This window comes from Dactylosporangium cerinum (assembly GCF_042653625.1).
In the GTDB taxonomy this organism is placed as follows: domain Bacteria; phylum Actinomycetota; class Actinomycetes; order Mycobacteriales; family Micromonosporaceae; genus Dactylosporangium; species Dactylosporangium cerinum.
Genome location: NZ_JBHSIU010000130.1, coordinates 362,929 through 379,689, shown reverse-complemented (window position 1 = coordinate 379,689; position 16,761 = coordinate 362,929). Strand labels below are relative to the sequence as shown.

9 protein-coding genes are annotated in these 16,761 nt (G+C 70.9%); 3 read left to right on the top strand and 6 right to left on the bottom strand.

Annotation, left to right across the window (positions count from 1 at the left end; genetic code table 11):
- Window positions 1-17: 17 nt before the first annotated feature.
- Window positions 18-1,445 carry a cellulase family glycosylhydrolase gene (locus ACFPIJ_RS59690; RefSeq protein ID WP_380128465.1) on the bottom strand — a complete coding sequence of 476 codons (1,428 nt, stop codon included), beginning with the start codon at window positions 1,443-1,445 and terminating at the stop codon, window positions 18-20.
- Between the two features lie 145 nt (window positions 1,446-1,590).
- Here ACFPIJ_RS59690 and ACFPIJ_RS59685 point away from each other — a divergent pair, with 145 nt between their 5' ends.
- Window positions 1,591-2,277, top strand: a complete 687-nt coding sequence (locus ACFPIJ_RS59685; protein ID WP_380128464.1) for an FhaA domain-containing protein — start codon at window positions 1,591-1,593, stop codon at window positions 2,275-2,277.
- A 669-nt stretch (window positions 2,278-2,946) separates the two neighbouring features.
- Here ACFPIJ_RS59685 and ACFPIJ_RS59680 read toward each other — a convergent pair.
- The gene (locus tag ACFPIJ_RS59680; protein WP_380128463.1) at window positions 2,947-6,558 is read right to left on the bottom strand and encodes a CARDB domain-containing protein; all 3,612 of its coding nucleotides are present in this window, start codon (window positions 6,556-6,558) and stop codon (window positions 2,947-2,949) included.
- 368 nt (window positions 6,559-6,926) lie between these two features.
- On the opposite strand from ACFPIJ_RS59680, the gene ACFPIJ_RS59675 reads away from it, so the two are divergent.
- Complete coding sequence (locus ACFPIJ_RS59675; RefSeq protein WP_380128462.1) at window positions 6,927-8,135, top strand: polysaccharide lyase family 7 protein; 1,209 nt, start codon at window positions 6,927-6,929, stop codon at window positions 8,133-8,135.
- Between the two features lie 51 nt (window positions 8,136-8,186).
- On the opposite strand, the gene ACFPIJ_RS59670 is transcribed toward ACFPIJ_RS59675, so the two are convergent.
- Window positions 8,187-10,850 (bottom strand): discoidin domain-containing protein, encoded by a 2,664-nt coding sequence (locus tag ACFPIJ_RS59670; RefSeq protein ID WP_380128461.1) that lies wholly within the window; start codon window positions 10,848-10,850, stop codon window positions 8,187-8,189.
- A gap of 269 nt (window positions 10,851-11,119) precedes the next feature.
- Window positions 11,120-13,300, bottom strand: coding sequence for a putative bifunctional diguanylate cyclase/phosphodiesterase (locus tag ACFPIJ_RS59665; protein WP_380128460.1), 2,181 nt, complete (start codon window positions 13,298-13,300; stop codon window positions 11,120-11,122).
- 149 nt (window positions 13,301-13,449) lie between these two features.
- Between ACFPIJ_RS59665 and ACFPIJ_RS59660 the strand changes: the two genes are divergently transcribed.
- Window positions 13,450-14,865 carry a diguanylate cyclase domain-containing protein gene (locus tag ACFPIJ_RS59660; protein ID WP_380128459.1) on the top strand — a complete coding sequence of 472 codons (1,416 nt, stop codon included), beginning with the start codon at window positions 13,450-13,452 and terminating at the stop codon, window positions 14,863-14,865.
- On the opposite strand, the gene ACFPIJ_RS59655 is transcribed toward ACFPIJ_RS59660, so the two are convergent.
- Entirely contained in the window at window positions 14,852-15,499 is a 648-nt protein-coding gene (locus tag ACFPIJ_RS59655) for a response regulator transcription factor (protein WP_380128458.1), read from the bottom strand. The two genes, ACFPIJ_RS59660 and ACFPIJ_RS59655, sit on opposite strands and share 14 nt — an antisense overlap.
- A complete protein-coding gene (locus tag ACFPIJ_RS59650) occupies window positions 15,487-16,719 on the bottom strand; it encodes a sensor histidine kinase (protein ID WP_380128457.1) in 1,233 nt (410 codons plus the stop codon). The genes ACFPIJ_RS59655 and ACFPIJ_RS59650 overlap by 13 nt, the downstream gene beginning before the upstream one ends.
- Window positions 16,720-16,761 lie beyond the last annotated feature (42 nt).

Below are 16,761 nucleotides of genomic sequence, written 5' to 3'. Positions count from 1 at the left end.
TCGCCGTTCCAGCGGGCCTAGAAGTTGTCGGCGGTGCGGATCCGGCCGCGCAGGAACGCGCCGGACTCGCTCAGCGAGGACGGGTTCGTCCAGCTGCCCGCGGCACAGGTGCCGGGGCGGAACGCGGCGCTGCTCTCGTTCGCGTCCGAGTAGGTCCAGTTCGCGTAGCTGATCTTCTTCGAGTCGAGCAGGTTCAGCCAGGTGGCACTGCTGGCCAGGTCCACCGCGCCGCCGCCGGTGTAGGTGACGGTGCCGAACTCGGTGACGAACAGCGGCAGCCGGCCCGCCGCCCGCGACACCACGTTGCGGTAGCTGTCCGTGTGCGACGCGGCGTAGAAGTGGAACGTGTACATGATGTTCGTCGCGTTCACCGGGTTGGCCACGATCTCGTTCTCGTCGGTGCCGTCGGACACGCCCAGCGACGACCAGCCGCGGGTGCCGACGATGACGACCGCGTCGGGGTCGTTGGCCCGGATGACCGGGATGACCTGCTCCGCGTAGGACTTGATGCCCTGCCACGACACGTTGTTGGGCTCGTTGGCGATCTCGTAGATGACGTTCTTCTTGTTCGCGTTGCGCTGCGACACGGCCGCGAAGAACGTCTTCGCCCGGTCCAGGTTGTAGTTCGGGTCACCCGGCGTCAGCGTGTGGAAGTCGATGATCGCGTACATGCCCTTGGACTCGGCGAGGTCCACGTACTGGTTCACCTGGTTCGTGAAGCCGGCCGGGTTCGTCTCGTAGCCCTGCTCCTGCACGTACATCGCGATCCGCAGCAGGTCGGCCTTCCAGTCGTCGGCGAGGGCGGCCACCGAGGCGTTGGTGACGCAGCTCGCGAACCACTGGATGCCGTGGGTGCTCATGCCCCGCAGCTGGATCGCCTTGTTGTTCTGGTTGCACAGGTTGACCCCGCACACGTGCAGCTGCCCGTTGGCCGCGAGGGGCGTGCCACCCTGGGGCGGCGTGCTCGGGCTGGTGCTCGTGCTCGGGCTGCTGCTCGGGGTCTTCGACGGCGTGGGGCTGTTCGTCACCGTGCCGGTGCAGGTCACGCCGTTGAGCGTGAACGCGGTCGGCGTCGGGTTGGCGCCGGTCCACGTGCCGTTGAAGCCGATGCCGGTGGAGGCGCCGGTCGCGAGCGCGCCGTTGTAGTCGAGACTGCGGGCCGTGACGGCGGCACCGCTCTGGCTGAACGTCGCCGACCAGCCCTGCCCGACCCGCTGCCCCGCGTCGGGGAACGTGAAGCCGAGCGTCCAGCCGTTCACGGCGTCGCCGAGGTTGGTGATCGTGATGTTGCCGGTGAATCCGCCCGGCCACTGGTTCACCGTGTACGCGACCCGGCAGCCGCTCGCCGCGGAGGCGTTGACGGCGGGCAGGACGATGATGCCGGTGACCGCGAGGGCGGCGGCGGCGCCCACCGCGAGGAGACCACGTCTGTGCAAGACCTTCATGACCGGCGATCCTGGGCTTCCTTGCACAGTGACGCCAATGACAGACTTGTCCCGGGACATCCCTGACCAGGTCCTTTTCGCAGGTCAGGGGTTATTGTCGCGACCACGACCGCGATGAAACGTTCATGGGCGCTACCGTTGAGGCGTGAGCGGACTGCAGCGGTTTGAGAAGCGTCTCGAAGGCCTGGTCGAGGGCGCCTTCGCCAAGGTGTTCAAGGGCGTCGTCCACCCCGTGGAGATCCTCAACGCGATGCAGGGCGAGGCCAACGCCGGCAAGACCAGCATCCCCGGCGGCCGGATCCTGGTGCCCAACCGCTACGTGATCGCCCTGTCCCCCGCCGACCACGAACGGCTCGCTCCGTATGCCGCCGCGCTCGCCACCGAGCTCGCCCAGTCCCAGGCGGAGTACATCGGCGAGCAGGGCTGGGCCGTCTACGGCGACATCCTCGTCGAGGTCTCCCGCGGCGAGAACCTGGCGTCCGGCCTGTTCCGCGTCGACGCCCAGGTCTACACCGGCGCCGACCAACGCACCCGCCGCGGCCCCGACAGCGGTGTCCGCCTGGTCACCGACGACGGCTACACCCACGCCGTCCAGCGCGGCAGCACCGTCATCGGCCGCGGCGACCAGGCCGACCTGCGCCTCGCCGACACCGGTGCGTCCCGCCAGCACGCCCGCCTCGACTTCGACGGCAACCAGCTCACCCTGACCGACCTCGGCTCCGCCAACGGCTCCCGGGTCAACGGCCACAAGGTGACCTCGGTGACCGTCAACCCCGGCGACGAGATCATCATCGGCACCACCCGCCTCCTGGTCCGCGTCGAGAGCAACTAACAGAAACTAGCTGCCCCACCGCTTCGCGGCGGGTCCCGCTGTTTCCCGCTGTTTCCCGCTGTTTCCCGCCTGTCGCTGCGCGAAAGCTCGCCGCCCCACCGCTTCGCGGCGGGTCCCGCCGGGGGATTCTCACCCCGGACCCCCAATGCTCGCTTCGCTCGCACGACCTGCGCCCTGAAGGGCGCGGTCGACTCGGACGCATGCGCGTGGCAGTTGAAGACCGGGGGCTCAGGTTTCAGGCACTCAAGGTCTGTCGTCTTCCTCGCCCGCCATGCGCGCGAGACGACGGGGGCGGGCCGTCCTCCCGAAAACCCCGTCGATCACCAATGTGCCCACAGTCCAGGAAGCACGGACAGCGCCCGCACCCATCGGACGGGCCCGCCTCCGTCGTCTCGCGCGCAAAGCGGGCGAGCCAGACGAAGGACCTTGAGTGCCTCCAAACCTGAACCCCCGGTCCTTCAACTGCCACGCGCTAGCGTGTGCGTCGACCGCGCCCGCCAGGGCGCAGGTCGTGCGAGCGAAGCGAGCATTGGGGGTCCGGGGTGAGAATCCCCCGGCGGGACCCGCCGCGAAGCGGTGGGGCAGCGAGCTTTCGCGCAGCGACAGGCGGGAAACAGCGAACATGCGGCCCGCGTTCGGAGAACGCGGGCCGCATGTTTTGCTGAACTGTCAGCCGCCGGTGATGACGAACTGTGAGCCGGGCTCCTTGACGATGTTGCCGTCGGCGGAGTTGGTGATGGTCACGTTCGTCAGGTTGGCGTTGCCGCGGGCGCCCGACATGGCGAGGATGCCCGCGCCGTTGTTGGACTTGTCGATGCGCACGTTGGTGATGGCGACGTTCGGCATGTTGCCGCCGCCGTTCTTGAACTGGATGCCGTCGTAGGTGGAGTCGTAGATGTCGGTGTCGCGGATGGTGACGCCGACGATGTCCAGTGAGGACGGGAAGAGCGTGATCGCCCCGAACTCCTGGTCCTCGTTCCAGAACACGCCGCCGCAGCGGTACAGGCCGTTGTTGGAGATGACCGTGGTGCCGCTGAAGGGCTGCGGCGAGTGGTCGGTGGCCAGCATGATGCCCGGGTAGTTCATCGTGTCGGAGACGAGGTTGTTCTCCGCGCCGTTGCCGTAGCCGCCGTAGATGGCGATGCCGTTGGCACGCCACGGCAGCTGGACGGTGTTGTTGGTGAAGTGGTTGTCGTGCGCGATGTCCAGCGTCGCGTCCTTCACCCGCGGGTTCGCCCAGATCGCCAGGGAGTCGTCGCCGGTGGTGCGGAACGAGGAGTTGAACACCTTCGAGTTGCGGCTGCCGTTGGAGAAGTTGATGCCGTCCGCGAACGTGTCACGGATGCGCATCCCGGTGAACTCGAGGCCGTCGGCCGGGTTCCAGTACGCCGGGGTGTCGCTGTAGTCGCGGCCGACCCAGGCGCCGACGTTGACGTGCTCGATCCAGACGTTGCTGATCTTCGTGTTCTTGCCGAAGCGCCCGTTGAGGCCGTGGCCCCGGTTGGCGCGGTTCTGGGTACCGCCGAAGATCGCGAGGTCGGAGATCTGGGTGCTGTCGTCGATGTCGAAGCCGACGTTGCCCTCGTGCGGGTGGTTGATGTTGCCCACCACGTTCTGCGGCTCGGTCAGCGTGTAGAGCTGCGAGTGCCACATGCCGGCACCGCGGATGGTGACGTTGCGGATGCCCTTCTGGTTGTACTGGCCGCGGGTCGGGTCGACGGACAGGATCTTCTGCTCCTGCCGCCACTGCCCGGCCGGGATCCACACGCAGCTGATGACGCCGTTCATGTCGTCGTTGACGGCCCGCTGGATGGCGGCGCTGTCGTCGACGCCGTCGTTCGGGACGGCACCGTACGTGGTGATCGACGTGCAACCGGCCGGCTGGCTGAGCGCCGGCGCGACCTGCTCCAGGTCGATCAGGTCGATGTAGTAGAAGGACGCGTTGTCACCGGCGTCGCGCTGGAGCTTGAACTTGGTGCCGGCCGGGTAGGACGACGCGAGCAGCGCGTGCGACTCGTCGAACAGGCGGCGGGCGTTGGCCTGCGGCGAGTTCGACAGCGACTCGGTGTCGTCCGTCGTGCCGTAGAGCCAGCTGTACTTCGACGACAGCGTGATCTTCTGGACGAAGACGTTGTTGGCGTAGAGGCTGATCGTGTAGTCCGCGCCGCCACCGGACGCGGAGTCCGGCACGGAGTTGCGCACCACGATGGAGTTCGCCTGGTTGGTCGAGGTGACCTCGACGTAGTTGCCCTGGCTGTTCAGGCGCACCGACGCGCGGCCCGAGGACTCGGTGCCGAAGTTGGTGTGCCCGAAGGTGCGCAGCGGGTCGGCGGTGACCAGGGTGCCCTGGTAGTTGCCGGCCTCGGCCTCGTAGGAGGTGTACGGCACCGCGGCGCCCCGGCCGACCACGATGGACTGGGTCAGCGAGTTGTTGCTCTCGTTGGTCTCCGTGACCACGTTCGTGGCGTCGGCGGTCGCGGTGATGGTCGCGCCGCCGCTGGTCGCCGTCCAGGTGCCGCTGACCGCGACGTTGACGGTGGCGCCGGCCGCGATCGAGGCGGTGGTGCCGTTGAGCGTGGTGCCGCCGACCGTCACCCGGGTGACGCTGGAGACGCCGCTGGCGGTGGTGCCGCGGTTGTTGACCGCGACGGTGAAGCTGACGGCCGCGCCGACCGCCGGGTTCGACGGGTTCGACGAGACGCTCAGCACCTGCAGGTCCGGGCCGGGCGCCTGCGAGACGACCAGCTGCGAGGTGGCGGTGAAGGCGTTGTTGGACTCGTCCTGCTCGGCGACCGTGTTGGCCGGGTCGACCGTCGCGGAGACGGGGTAGCTGCCCTGCGCGCGGGTGCCGGCGTTGACCGTGACGGTGGTGGACGCGCCGGCGGCCAGCGCACCGACGTTGGCGGTCCCGGCGGAGGTCCCGCCGACGTTCACGTTGACCGTGGTGGCGGCCGATGCCGCGGTACCGGCATTGCGTACCGTGGCGGAAACGGTGACCGCGTCGACCTCGGACGGGGCGGACGGCGACCAGGTGAGGCCGGTGACCACGAGGTCCGGGTTGGGCGCCGGGGTGCCGATGACCTGCAGCTCGGCGACCTGGCCGCCGGGTGCGCCGTTGTTGGTGAAGATCTGCAGCTGCACGTCGGCGACGCGGCCGCTGACGGGGATCGTCACCGTGTTCTGGTTCGCCGACGGGCTGAAGCCGTAGTCGGCGCGGGCCTTGAGCGAGGTGAAGCCGGTCGCGGACTGCTCCCGGCCGAGGACCTGGATGGCCTGGGTGCGCGGTCCCCACGCGGTGTCGGGGTTGAGCTTGACGACGACCGAGCTGACGTCGGCGTTCGAGCCGAGCTTCACCGTCAGGATGCCGGGGAAGCCGTTGGACTCCCAGTACGAGCCGACGTTGCCGTCGTTGGCGTTCGTGGCGACGAACGTGAACACCGACGAGTTGGCCTCGATGGCCTTGCCCTGGGCCAGGTTCTGCCCGTTCGGCGGGGTGGTGCCGGTCCGCGTCACGTGGTTGCTCTCCGCCGACGTGTTCCCGGCCGGGTCGGTCGCCTTCACGTAGTACTCGACGGTCGCGGTGTCCGGCTGCGTGTCGGTGTACACCAGGACGGTGCCGCCGACGGTCGCCCGCAGCGAGCCGTTGGCGAAGATCTGGTAGCTGGCGATGCCCGACGCGGACGTCGACGCCGTCCAGGTCAGCCGGATCTGCCCGGAGGCCGGCTGGGTGTACGCGAGGTTCCCCGGTGCCGTCGGCGGCTGCACGTTGCCGGCCGCGCCGTAGATCTCGAACTCCGACAGCTGCCCGGCGGGCCAGCCGTTGTTGGCGGTGATGGTGACCCGCACGTAGCGGACGCTGGCGGCGGTGAAGTTGATGGTGACGACGTTCGCGGAGGCCTGGTTGAACACCCGCCCCGCCGACGCCGACAGGTCGTTGAACGCGGTGCCGTTGACGCTGCCCTGCACGGCCAGGGTCTGGGTGCGGGTGCCCCAGTTGGTGGGCAGCTTCAGGACCACCTGGTCGATGGCGGTGTTGGCGCCGAGGTCGACCTGGATCCACTGCGGGAACGTGTTGTTGGTGCTCTCCCAGTACGACGCGGCGTTGCCGTCGTTGACGTTGCCGGTGCCGTACGGGCCGTTGGAGCTGCTGGCCTGGATCTGCTTGCCGAGGGCAAGGTTCGGTCCACCGGCGGCTTCGGCGGCCGTGGGCATCGTGGCGGCGATGACCGCGGTCGCCAGGACCGCGGCGAAGAGCCGCCACCTGGGCTTTCGTGTACTCATGACGTCTTGGCCTCTCATCGGGGCGAGGGCGCGACACACCGGGCCCGCGGGGTTGGACCCTGCGGGCATGGCGGCATGGCGCTCCGGGGGTGTCGGTGCGCCCTATGGGCTGTGTGGGCTCGGCGGTAACAGCGGGTGGGTGGGACGGAGCAGGCGGTGGCGGTCGACTGCTACGCGGCTTGCACAGCGACATTCAGAATCTTGACGGGTTCTGCAAAGTTCTTGCGTCGCTGGACATCCAAGATTTCAGATGGGTGCCGGTTCGTCAACATGCGCGACAAGGAACCGTTGACAACGTATAGACAGGGTTGTTTATTGTTAGCCGCTCTGCCTATTCGGGGCGGGCACATCCCACCCAAGGACAGCCCATGCAGCGACGCCCGAAAACGCTCATCATCGCCGCCGCCACCGTCACCGCCGTGACCGCGGCCGTCATCGCCGGCGTGCTCGGCGGTACCAACGCCAACGCCGCTACCGCAGGGCCCATCACGGGCCTCGGCGGGAAGTGTGTGGACGTGGCCGCGGCGAGCTCCGCCAACGGCACCGCGATCCAGCTCTACGACTGCAACGGCACCGCGGCGCAGACCTGGACGGTTGACGGCACGCGCATCCAGGCGCTCGGCAAGTGCCTCGACGTCACCGCCGCGTCGACCGCGAACGGCGCGAAGATCCAGCTGTACGACTGCAACGGCTCGGCGGCCCAGCAGTGGACCGCCTCGAACGGGTCCCTGGTGAACGCCGGCTCCGGCAAGTGTCTCGACGCGACCGGGCAGAGCTCGGCCAACGGCACCCGGCTGCAGATCTGGTCCTGCACCGGCACCGCCAACCAGGCCTGGACCCTGCCCGGCGGGAGCGCGCCGCCGACCACCCCGCCGGCGGGCGGGCTCAACCCGGCCGTCGCCCCCGGCGGCAACTTCGACCTGTCGATCTGGCAGCTGCAACTGCCGGTCGGCTCCCCCGGCGCGCCGACCACCATCCCGTCGTCACAGCTGCGGGGCGCCAACGGGTACACGAACCCGGCGTACTTCTTCACCGACAAGAACGACGGTTCGATGACGTTCTGGGCCCCGGAGAAGGGCGTGACGACGCCGAACTCCAACTACGCCCGCTCCGAGCTGCGCGAGATGAACGCCAGCGGCAGCGCCGCGGACTGGCGCCTGGCCGGCTCGCACCGTCTCTCCGCGACACTGCGCATCCCGAACGTGACGAAGAACGTCTGCGTCGGCCAGGTCCACCTGGGCACCGGCGGCCCGTCCACGAAGCCGCTGCTGGAGCTGTACTACCGCCCCAACGGCGACATCTACCTCGGCACCGAGAACTCCCCCGACGGCGGCCAGACCCTGCACCTGGTCGGCAACGTCCCACTCGGCGTGAAGTGGTCCTACGTCATCGCCATCTCCGGCGGCAACCGGATCAACCTGACCGTGAACGGCAGCACCACCAGCTACGCGATCCCGTCGTCCTTCAACCAGTACGGCATGTACTTCAAGGCCGGCTCCTACAACCAGTCCTCCTCCGACAGCACCACCAACGGCGCGAAGGTCAAGTTCTACTCCCTGACCGTCAACCACGGCTGAACGCGAAGGGCCGGTCCCCGAAAGGACCGGCCCTCACTCAGGCGACGTGGATCAGGGGTAGCTGACCACGTTGGACGGGACCACGGCGGAGGCTTGGGCGGCCGCGCCGGTGTCGTTGATGACGTGTGTGATCGAGCCCTTGCCGAGGGACACGGTCAGGATGTTGTGGAACTTGACGTTCGGGGTGTTGGGCACCTCGAAGGAGTGGTACGCGGCGATCGAGGCGTCCGTGGTGAACACGCAGTAGCTGCCCATCCCCCAGCCCTCGTGGGTGGTGACGTTGTTGCCCACCTTGTACGCGGCGTAGCCGACGATGCCGTCGTGCGACCAGGCGGCGGCCGACGGCGGGTCGTACGGCAGCTCGTTCTGGAAGAAGATCGTGCGGCCACCGTTGCCGTTCCACACCACGTTGTACTTGTTGAAGTGCTCGACGAACAGGCCGTAGGCGAGCACGTTCTGGCCGTTGACGATCAGGCCGTTGTCGGACGGGTTGGAGGTCCAGCCCGCGCCGTCGCCGTGGTCTGCGCGCCAGGCCCAGATGTGGTCGATGATCGTGTTGTTGTTGTTGACGATCAGGGCCGCGCTGGCCTTGGCGGCGCCCGCACCGCCGACGCGCAGGAACACGTCGGAGATGAGGTTCGGGGCGGCGGCGTGGTTGCCGCTGGCGCCGTTCGGGCCGACCTGGAGCAGGGCCGGGGAGTTCGTCGGGCCGGCGTCGAAGAGCAGGCTGGCGATCTTGACACCGTCGACGTCGCCGACGGCCATCGGCAGGGCGCCGTTGTCCGCGACGATGGTGGCGTACCCGAGGCCGAGGACCACGGTGTTGGCGCGGTTGATGTTCACGGTGCTGTTGAGGTGGTACACGCCGGGGGTGAAGAGCAGGTTGAGGCCCTGCGCGACGGCGGCGTTGAGGGTCGCGGCCGAGACGCCCGGCTTCGCGACGTAGAACTGGTTGATCGACAGCGAGGTGCCCGGGGTCTGGCCGTTGATCCAGGTGGCGCCGCTGCTGTTGGTGCGCAGCGACGGCACGAAGACGCGGTAGGCGCCGGAGCTGTCGGTGTAGAGGTACGGCTTCTCCTGCGTGATCGGGCTCGTCGGCAGGGTGGTGTACGGCGGGTTCGGGAAGCTGTTCGCCGGGGCGCCCTGCACGCCGGAGAACACCATGTTCCAGACCGAGCCGTTCCAGCTGCCGATGGTGCTGTCCCGGGTGAACCACTGCTGCTGCGAGCAGGGGTTGATGTTGCCGGTGACGCGGGAGTCGGCGATGTAGCCGCCGGAGGCCCAGCCGCAGTTCGGCGACGCGAGGGTCATGCCGCCGTGGATGTCCATGCGGCGGAACGGCGCGGCCTGGGCGACGGCCCAGCGGTCGACGCCGGAGACCGGGTAGACGGACAGGTTCTCCGCCGAGCGCCAGAAGTTCTGCGTGGCGTTGCCCTGGAACCAGCCGGCGTCGACGGTGACGTCACCGTTGATCCGGACGTCCTGCGGGTTCTGGCCGAGGCCGTTGATCGAGGTGTAGAACCCGATCTGGGCGTTGAGGCCGTTGTACGTGCCGGGCTTGAACAGGAACTGCACGCGGTCGGGACCGAACTGCGCGGTCTCCTGCTGGGCGAAGATCTGGTCGAGCTTCGTCTGGATGGTCGCGGTGGACTGCGACGGGTCGAAGACGATGACGTTGGAGCCGAGGTCACCGCCGCCCTGGATCGGGCCGGTGGAGGTCGACGTCGAAGGCGACGCGGACGGCGACGACGACGGGGTGGTCGAGGTCGAACCGGTGGGCCCGGTGCCGGTCCGGACGATGAACTCCCAGATCGAGTAGCCGTAGCCGGAGCCGCGGGCGGTGCCGTACACGCGGATGAAGCGGCCGGTGCCGGACACGTCGAGCGTCTGGTTGCCGCCGGTGCCGCCGGTCACGGTCTTGATCGTGGTGTAGGTCCCGCCGTCGGGCGAGGTCTGGATCTGGAAGTCCTTGCCGTAGGCGGCCTCCCAGTTGATCGTGACCTGGCAGATCGACTGGGACGAGCCCAGGTCGACGGCCAGCCACTGCGGGTCGCTGAAGGTGCTGGACCAGCGGGTGCCGGCGTTGCCGTCGACCGCTGCGCCGGCCCCGTTCGCACCGGCGTTCTCCGAGGAGGAGGCGGTGGCGGGCTTGCCCTGCGCGGCGTTGACGCCGGTGTTGCAGGTGCCGGGGGTGGTGGTGCCGCCGTAGGAGCCGTAGACCTGGAACTCCCACAGCGAGTAGCCGTAGCCGGTCGCCCGGGCGGTGCCGTAGACCCGCACGTAGCGGCCGGAGCCGGTCACGTCGTAGGTCTGCGCGCCGCCGGTCGCACCGGTCACCGACTTGATGTCGGTCCAGGTGTTGCCGTCCGCGGACGTCTGCAGCTTGAACGCCGTCGCGTACGCGGCCTCCCAGTACAGCTTGATCTGCGAGATCGTCGCGGTCTGGCCGAGGTCGACGCGCAGCCACTGCGGGTCGGCGGCGGCCGAGGACCAGCGGGTGCCGGTCGTGTTGCCGTCGAACGCGGCCGAGGCGGGGGTGCCACCGTTCTCGTCCGACGACGAGAGCGCGGGCTTGCCTTGCGAGAGGAGGGTGTCGGCGGCGGAGGCCGAGAAGGTCGTGGTCACCGCGTACGTGGCCACCATCAGGATGGCGGCGACGGACGCGAAGATCAGATTCCGGCGGCGGCGGTGCGCCGGTCGTGCGGCGGTCAGCATCAATTGCTCCCGGTTTCAGGGCGGGCGGCAGCCGGCAGCGCCACCGTAGGGGTACGGTGGTGCTCGGTCCGGCCATCCGGGGTGTGTGACTCCGCGGCCAAAGGGCGGGCGGCCGGGAGTCTGGGTGGGAGAGCGCTCTCCAAGGACGAGGGTTGTCCGATCGGGGCGCCCTGTCAAGAGCGGACCCACACTTATTCTTCGATCCGTAGGAAGTGCGCCGGGGCCACTACAGGAGAGCGCTCTCCCTTGTACGGTCGGTGACCAGCGGTTCAGCGGCTGGAGAGGCGCAGATCCTCCAACGCCGACAGCGCCGGGCCGGAGCCGAGCCCGAACCCGAGGTCCCGCAGCCGCGCCACCTGCCCCGGGTCGCGGACCCCGGCGACGACCGTTTCCACGCCGGTGGCCGCGACGAGCCGGGCCACGGCGTCGACCAGTGCCTCCCGACGGGGGTCTTCGCCGCCGGCCGGAAACAGGGTCGCGTCCAGCACCAGCCGCGTGAAGGGCAACGACACCAGCAGGTCGAGACGCGCGTGCGCCGTGCCGGTGTGGTCCAGGGCGAGCCCGACGCCGATCCCGCGCAGCTCCTGCAGCACCCCGCGGACCCCGGTGTCCTCGCCGGCGAGGGCGGCCGGCACGGCGAGGGTCAGGCAGGTCGGCGCGACGCCGGCCCCGGCGAGGATCCCGGCGACGTCGTGCGGGAACCCCGGCGCGAGCAGCGCCGAGCGGCTCACGTCGACCGTGAACCGGCGGCCCGGCGGCGTCACCCGGCACGCCTCCGCCAGGGACCAGCGCACCAGCGGCACCGTCAGGTCGGCGACGTCCACCGACGGCCAGCGGGCGCACAGGCGCCGCTCGACCTCGGTGCCGTCGGCGAGCCGGGCGATCGGCTCGCCGGTCAGCTCGACCTGCCCGGCGCCGATCGCGGCGCGCAGTTCGTCGGCGCGCTGCGCGGGCGTCGCCAGGAGCCCCTCGAGGTCGGGCGTGTACCGGGCGTGCCGGCCCTTGCCGCGCTGCTTCGCCGCGTACATGGCGATGTCGGCGTGCCGCAGCAGCGACTGCGGGTCGTCGTCGGCGAGCCGCTCCGCCACGCCGACGCTCGCGCCGACGCTCAGCAGGTGCCCGTGGGTTGTGACGGGGTTGGCGAGCTCGGCGAGGATGCGCTCGGCGACCTCCCCGGCGGCGTGGTCGCCGGCGCCGGGCAGCAGCACCGCGAACTCGTCGCCGCCGAGCCGGGCGACCAGGTCACCGGGGCGGACCGCGGCCCGCAGCCGGCGGCCGACCTCGACGAGCAGGCCGTCGCCGACGTGGTGGCCGAGGGTGTCGTTGACGGTCTTGAAGTCGTCGAGGTCGACGAGGATCGCCGCGCCGTGGAACGCCTCGTCCAGGGTGTCGTTGAACAGCGCCCGGTTGGGCAGGCCGGTCAGCGCGTCGTGGGTCGCCTGCTCGCGCAGCAGCCGCTGGTGGTCGCGGACGGTGCCGAGCAGCGCGTCGTTGTCGCGGAACGCGAGCAGCTGCCGCAGCACCACGGCCGCGCTCGCGGCGACCGCGCCGGCCAGGACGGGGCCGTCACCGTGGTTGGCGACCAGCAGCGCGAAGACGGCGGCGATCGCGAAGTAGGGCAGGATGCTGTACGGGCGGCGCGCCTTCGGTGTCACCGCGGCCGGACGGACCCGGTGCAGCTGCACGACCCCGGCGAGCCCGACCATCGTGCCCTCGAGGGTGGTGATGATGTCGGACACCCCGGCCAGGCGCGGGCTCTGCAGGACGGGCACGAGCGCCGAGCCGACCGCGCCGAGCAGGACCACGCCCGCCAGGGACTGCAGCGCGAGCATGTCGACGGCGTCGGTGCCGACCAGGATCAGTTTCACCACGGCGAGGACCGCGAGCAGGCACAGCAGGCTCAGCATCAGCAGGCCGAGGGCCCGGGGCAGGTCGGCGCGGGCGTCGGAAATGGGTTCGAGCACGAACTGCCACAGGAACGTCGCGGAGCACACGAGCACCGTGGCGGCGTCCAGCCCGAGCCGTAACCAGTCACCGCGGCTGCGGCTGCGGGTCGGCAGCCGCAGCAGCCCCCACAGCACCAGCAGCAACGCGACACTGAGCAGCAGCACCGCGCCGGCGAGGACGGGGCCCGACTTGCGGCCGCCGAGGCTCGCCTCGGTGAGGGGTTTCGTGGCCGGCGCGATGAGCAGCGCGGCGACCGCCATCAGCCGCCAGAAGCGGCGGCCGGCCGGGGCGAGCCGCTCCAGCCGCGACGCCTGGAACAGGAACCAGGAGGCGACCGCGAGGGACAGCGCGCCGGGCAGCCAGCCGAGGACCGTCGCACCGTCGAACCCGGCGCCGCGGACGACCGCCCAGCCGAGCGCGACGACGAAGAGCGGGGCATAGAGCAGCAGCAACCGACGGACGCCGTCGGCGAGCGCGCCCGGTTGCCGCTCCGGCTCGTCCAACGCCTGACCTCACCGCCTCGTCCTGTGCCGGTGTTCCCGGCCGACGTCTTGTTCGGCCGATGTGGTGCCGAGCTGAGCGGTATCGCGTGCGGACAGGGTAGCGCTCCGTCACTGCTCACGTCGACGCCGGATTTGCCGATGTACGGGGCATGATCCTGCTCCGCGCGGTCCGGCGCCTTGCGCCGCCGAAGCCGCTCGGCGGCCGTATCCGCTGGCTGTTCGTGATCTTCGGGGTGTTCAACCTCATCACCGTCCTGCCCCGGGTCCTGAGCCGCACCGACGTGTCGCCGGCCTCCCGGCTGCCGGCCGCCGTGGCCGCGCTCGCGCTCGCCGCGTGGTGGATCCGGCAGTACCGCAAGGGCACGTTCCCCGCCTGGATGATCCCGGTCGAGGCCCTGGCGATGCTCGCGATCGGGCTCGGCATGCACAGCTGGGTCGCGACGCTGGGCCTGCTGTTCGTGTTCATGTCCTTCCGCGGGCTGTACGGCACCTGGCGGCACGTCGTCGCGTTCGCGGTCCTGGTGTTCGCCGCGTCGGTCGGCGCGGTCGCGCTGACCGAGCCGGAGGCGGTCGGGCAGTTCCTCGGGCAGGCGCCGGGGGTCCCGCCCCTCGCGCTGTTCACGGCGGCGGTCGCGGAGTCGACCCGCCGCCAGGAGCGGGCCGCCGCCCGGGAGCGGGTGTTCGCCCGGCTCGGGTCGTCCCTCGCCACCACCGCCGACCGGGAGACGATCCTGCGGCACTGCGCCGAAGCGGCGGTGGACCTGCTGGACGGCCTTCCCGGCGGCTGGGCCGCCACCGTCGCCGACGGCCTCGTCGGCACCGCCGCCGGGCCGGTGCCGGTCGAACTGCTCGCCGGTCCCGTCCCGGCCGCCGCCGGCACCGTCATGCCGTTGCGCTCGGACAAGCAGCACTTCGGTGACCTGCTCGCCGGCGTCGCCTCGGGCGTGGTCCCGGCCGAGGTGGGCCCGTCGCTGGAGACCCTGGCCGCGCAGACGTCCCTCGGCCTGGTCAACGCCGAGCACGCCGCCGACCTGCACTACCAGGCGTTCCACGACAACCTCACGGGCCTGGCGAACCGGTCGCTGCTGCGCGAGCACCTGCAGCACGCCCTGGCCCGCGCCCGCCGCGGCAGCCCCGTCGCGGTCCTGCTCATCGACCTCGACGGGTTCAAACAGGTCAACGACACCCACGGCCACGCCGCCGGCGACCAGCTCCTCGTCGCCGTCGCCCAGCGGCTCCGCGACGGCATCCGCGGCGCCGACACCGCCGCCCGGCTCGGCGGTGACGAGTTCGCGGTCGTCCTGGACGGCATGGACTCCGCCGAGGACGCCGTCGTCGTCGCGGGCCGCCTGCTCACCGCGATCCAGGCGCCGCTGCTGTTCGCCGGGACCGAGCTGACCCCGCGGGCCAGCATCGGCGTCGCCGGCTGGCACGGCCACGCGAAGATCGACGAGCTGCTGCACGACGCCGACACCGCGATGTACGCGGCGAAGACCGCCGGCAAGGGCCGGGTCGCGTCGGTCGAGGACAGCGACGTGCGGCTGCAGCCCGTCAGCTCTCGTTGAGGTAGGTGAGCACGGCCCGGACCCGCCGGTTGGCGTCGTCGGCGGGCGGCAGGTCGAGTTTGCCGAAGATGCTGGTGATGTGTTTCTCCACCGACACCGGCGCGAGGACGAGGGTCGCGCAGATCGCGGAGTTCGACAGTCCCTGTGCCATCAGCCCGAGGACCTCGCGTTCACGTGGGGTGAGCCCGTCGATGCCGTGGTTGCGGCTGCCGCGGGCGAACAGCTGCCGGACGACCTCGGGGTCCATGGCGGTGCCGCCGGCGGCGACCCGTTCGACGGCGTCGAGGAAGTCGTCGAGGGCGGTGACCCGGTCCTTGAGCAGGTAGCCGACGCCGCCTCTGCCGTCGGCGAGCAGTTCGGCGGCGTACGCGCGTTCGACGTACTGGGAGACGATCAGCACCTTCGCCGCCGGGTCACCGGCACGCAGCCGCAGGGCCGCGCGGAGACCTTCGTCGCGGAAGCCCGGGGGCAGCCGGACGTCCACGACGCACAGGTCGGGCCGGTGTTCGGCGGCGGCGTCCAGCAGCGCCGGGGCGGTGTCGACCGCGGCGACGACGGTGTGCCCGGTGTCGGTGAGGAGCCGGACCATGCCTTCGCGGAGCAGCAGCAGGTCTTCGGCGATCACGATGCGCATGGGAACTCCGCTCGCAGGACGGTGGGGCCGCCGGGTGGGCTGGTGACGGTGAGGGCGCCGTCGAGGGCCTCGACGCGGCGGCGGAGGCCGTCGAGGCCGGATCCGGCCGGGTCGGCGCCGCCGCGGCCGTCGTCGGTGACGGTCACGGTCACGGTGGTGCCGCTGGTTGCCGTGGTCACGACGCAGGCGGTGGCGCCGGCGTGTTTGGCGGCGTTGGTGAGTCCTTCGGCGACGACGAAGTACGCGGCGGACTCGACGGCGGCCGGGTACCGGGCGGTGGGGTCGCCGTGGACGGCGACGGTGAGCGGGCTGTCGCCCGCGAGGGCGGCGAGGGCGGCGTGCAGGCCCCGGTCGCCGAGGATCGGCGGGTGGATACCGCGGACGAGGCGGCGCAGCTCGGCGAGGGCGTCGTCGAGCTGCCGCCGCGCGAGCTCGACGTCCGCGGCCGCGGCGCCGGCGGTGTCGCCGCCGCGGAGTTTGCGGGAGGCGAGTGCGAGGGTCATGCCGGCGGCGACGATCCGGGCCTGGGCGCCGTCGTGGAGATCACGTTCGATCCGGCGGAGTTCCGCGGCCTGGGCGTCCACGACGCGCCGGCGGGTTTCGGTGAGGCGGGTGGTCTCGTCGACGAGGCGCCGGTGGGTGCCTGGTGCGAGGAGCGCTCCGGCGGTGCCTGCCTGGAGCTGGGCGAGCCGGCGGACGAGCCAGGCGGCGGCGGGGAGGAGGAGCAGCCCGATGGGGACGAGGGCGAGCCGGCCGGCGGTGGTGGTCATGAGCGGGTCGGCGGGGAACGGTGCCCGTGGGTTCGGCACCGCCCACAGCCAGAGCGGGGCGATGGCGGCGCCCGCGGTCACCGCGGTGACGACGGTGCCGGCGATGCCGGCGGCGAGCCCGATCGGGAACAGGACGACGAGCCAGGCGAGGTCGCGCCAGGTGGCAGGTTGAGCGGCGACGGCGGTGACGCGGCGCCGGATGGTGTCGCCGGTGATCGGGACGTACGGCGTTTCGATGGGGGCGCCGAGCTGCCAGCCGGCCCGGTGCCGCTCGAGGCCGGCGAGGCGCCGGGTGACCCAGCTCGCGGCGAGGAACGTGGGGCCGCCGAGCTGGGTGACGGACAGGACGGCGACGACGGCGGTGGCGGCGAGGCTCCACAGCAGCCCGGCGACCCCGGCGACGAGGCCGGTGAGCAGGTAGGCCAGGGCCCGCAGGGTCGCTCGCAGCACCTGCTGGATGCTACCGGCGCCACGAACCATCAAGATCACCCC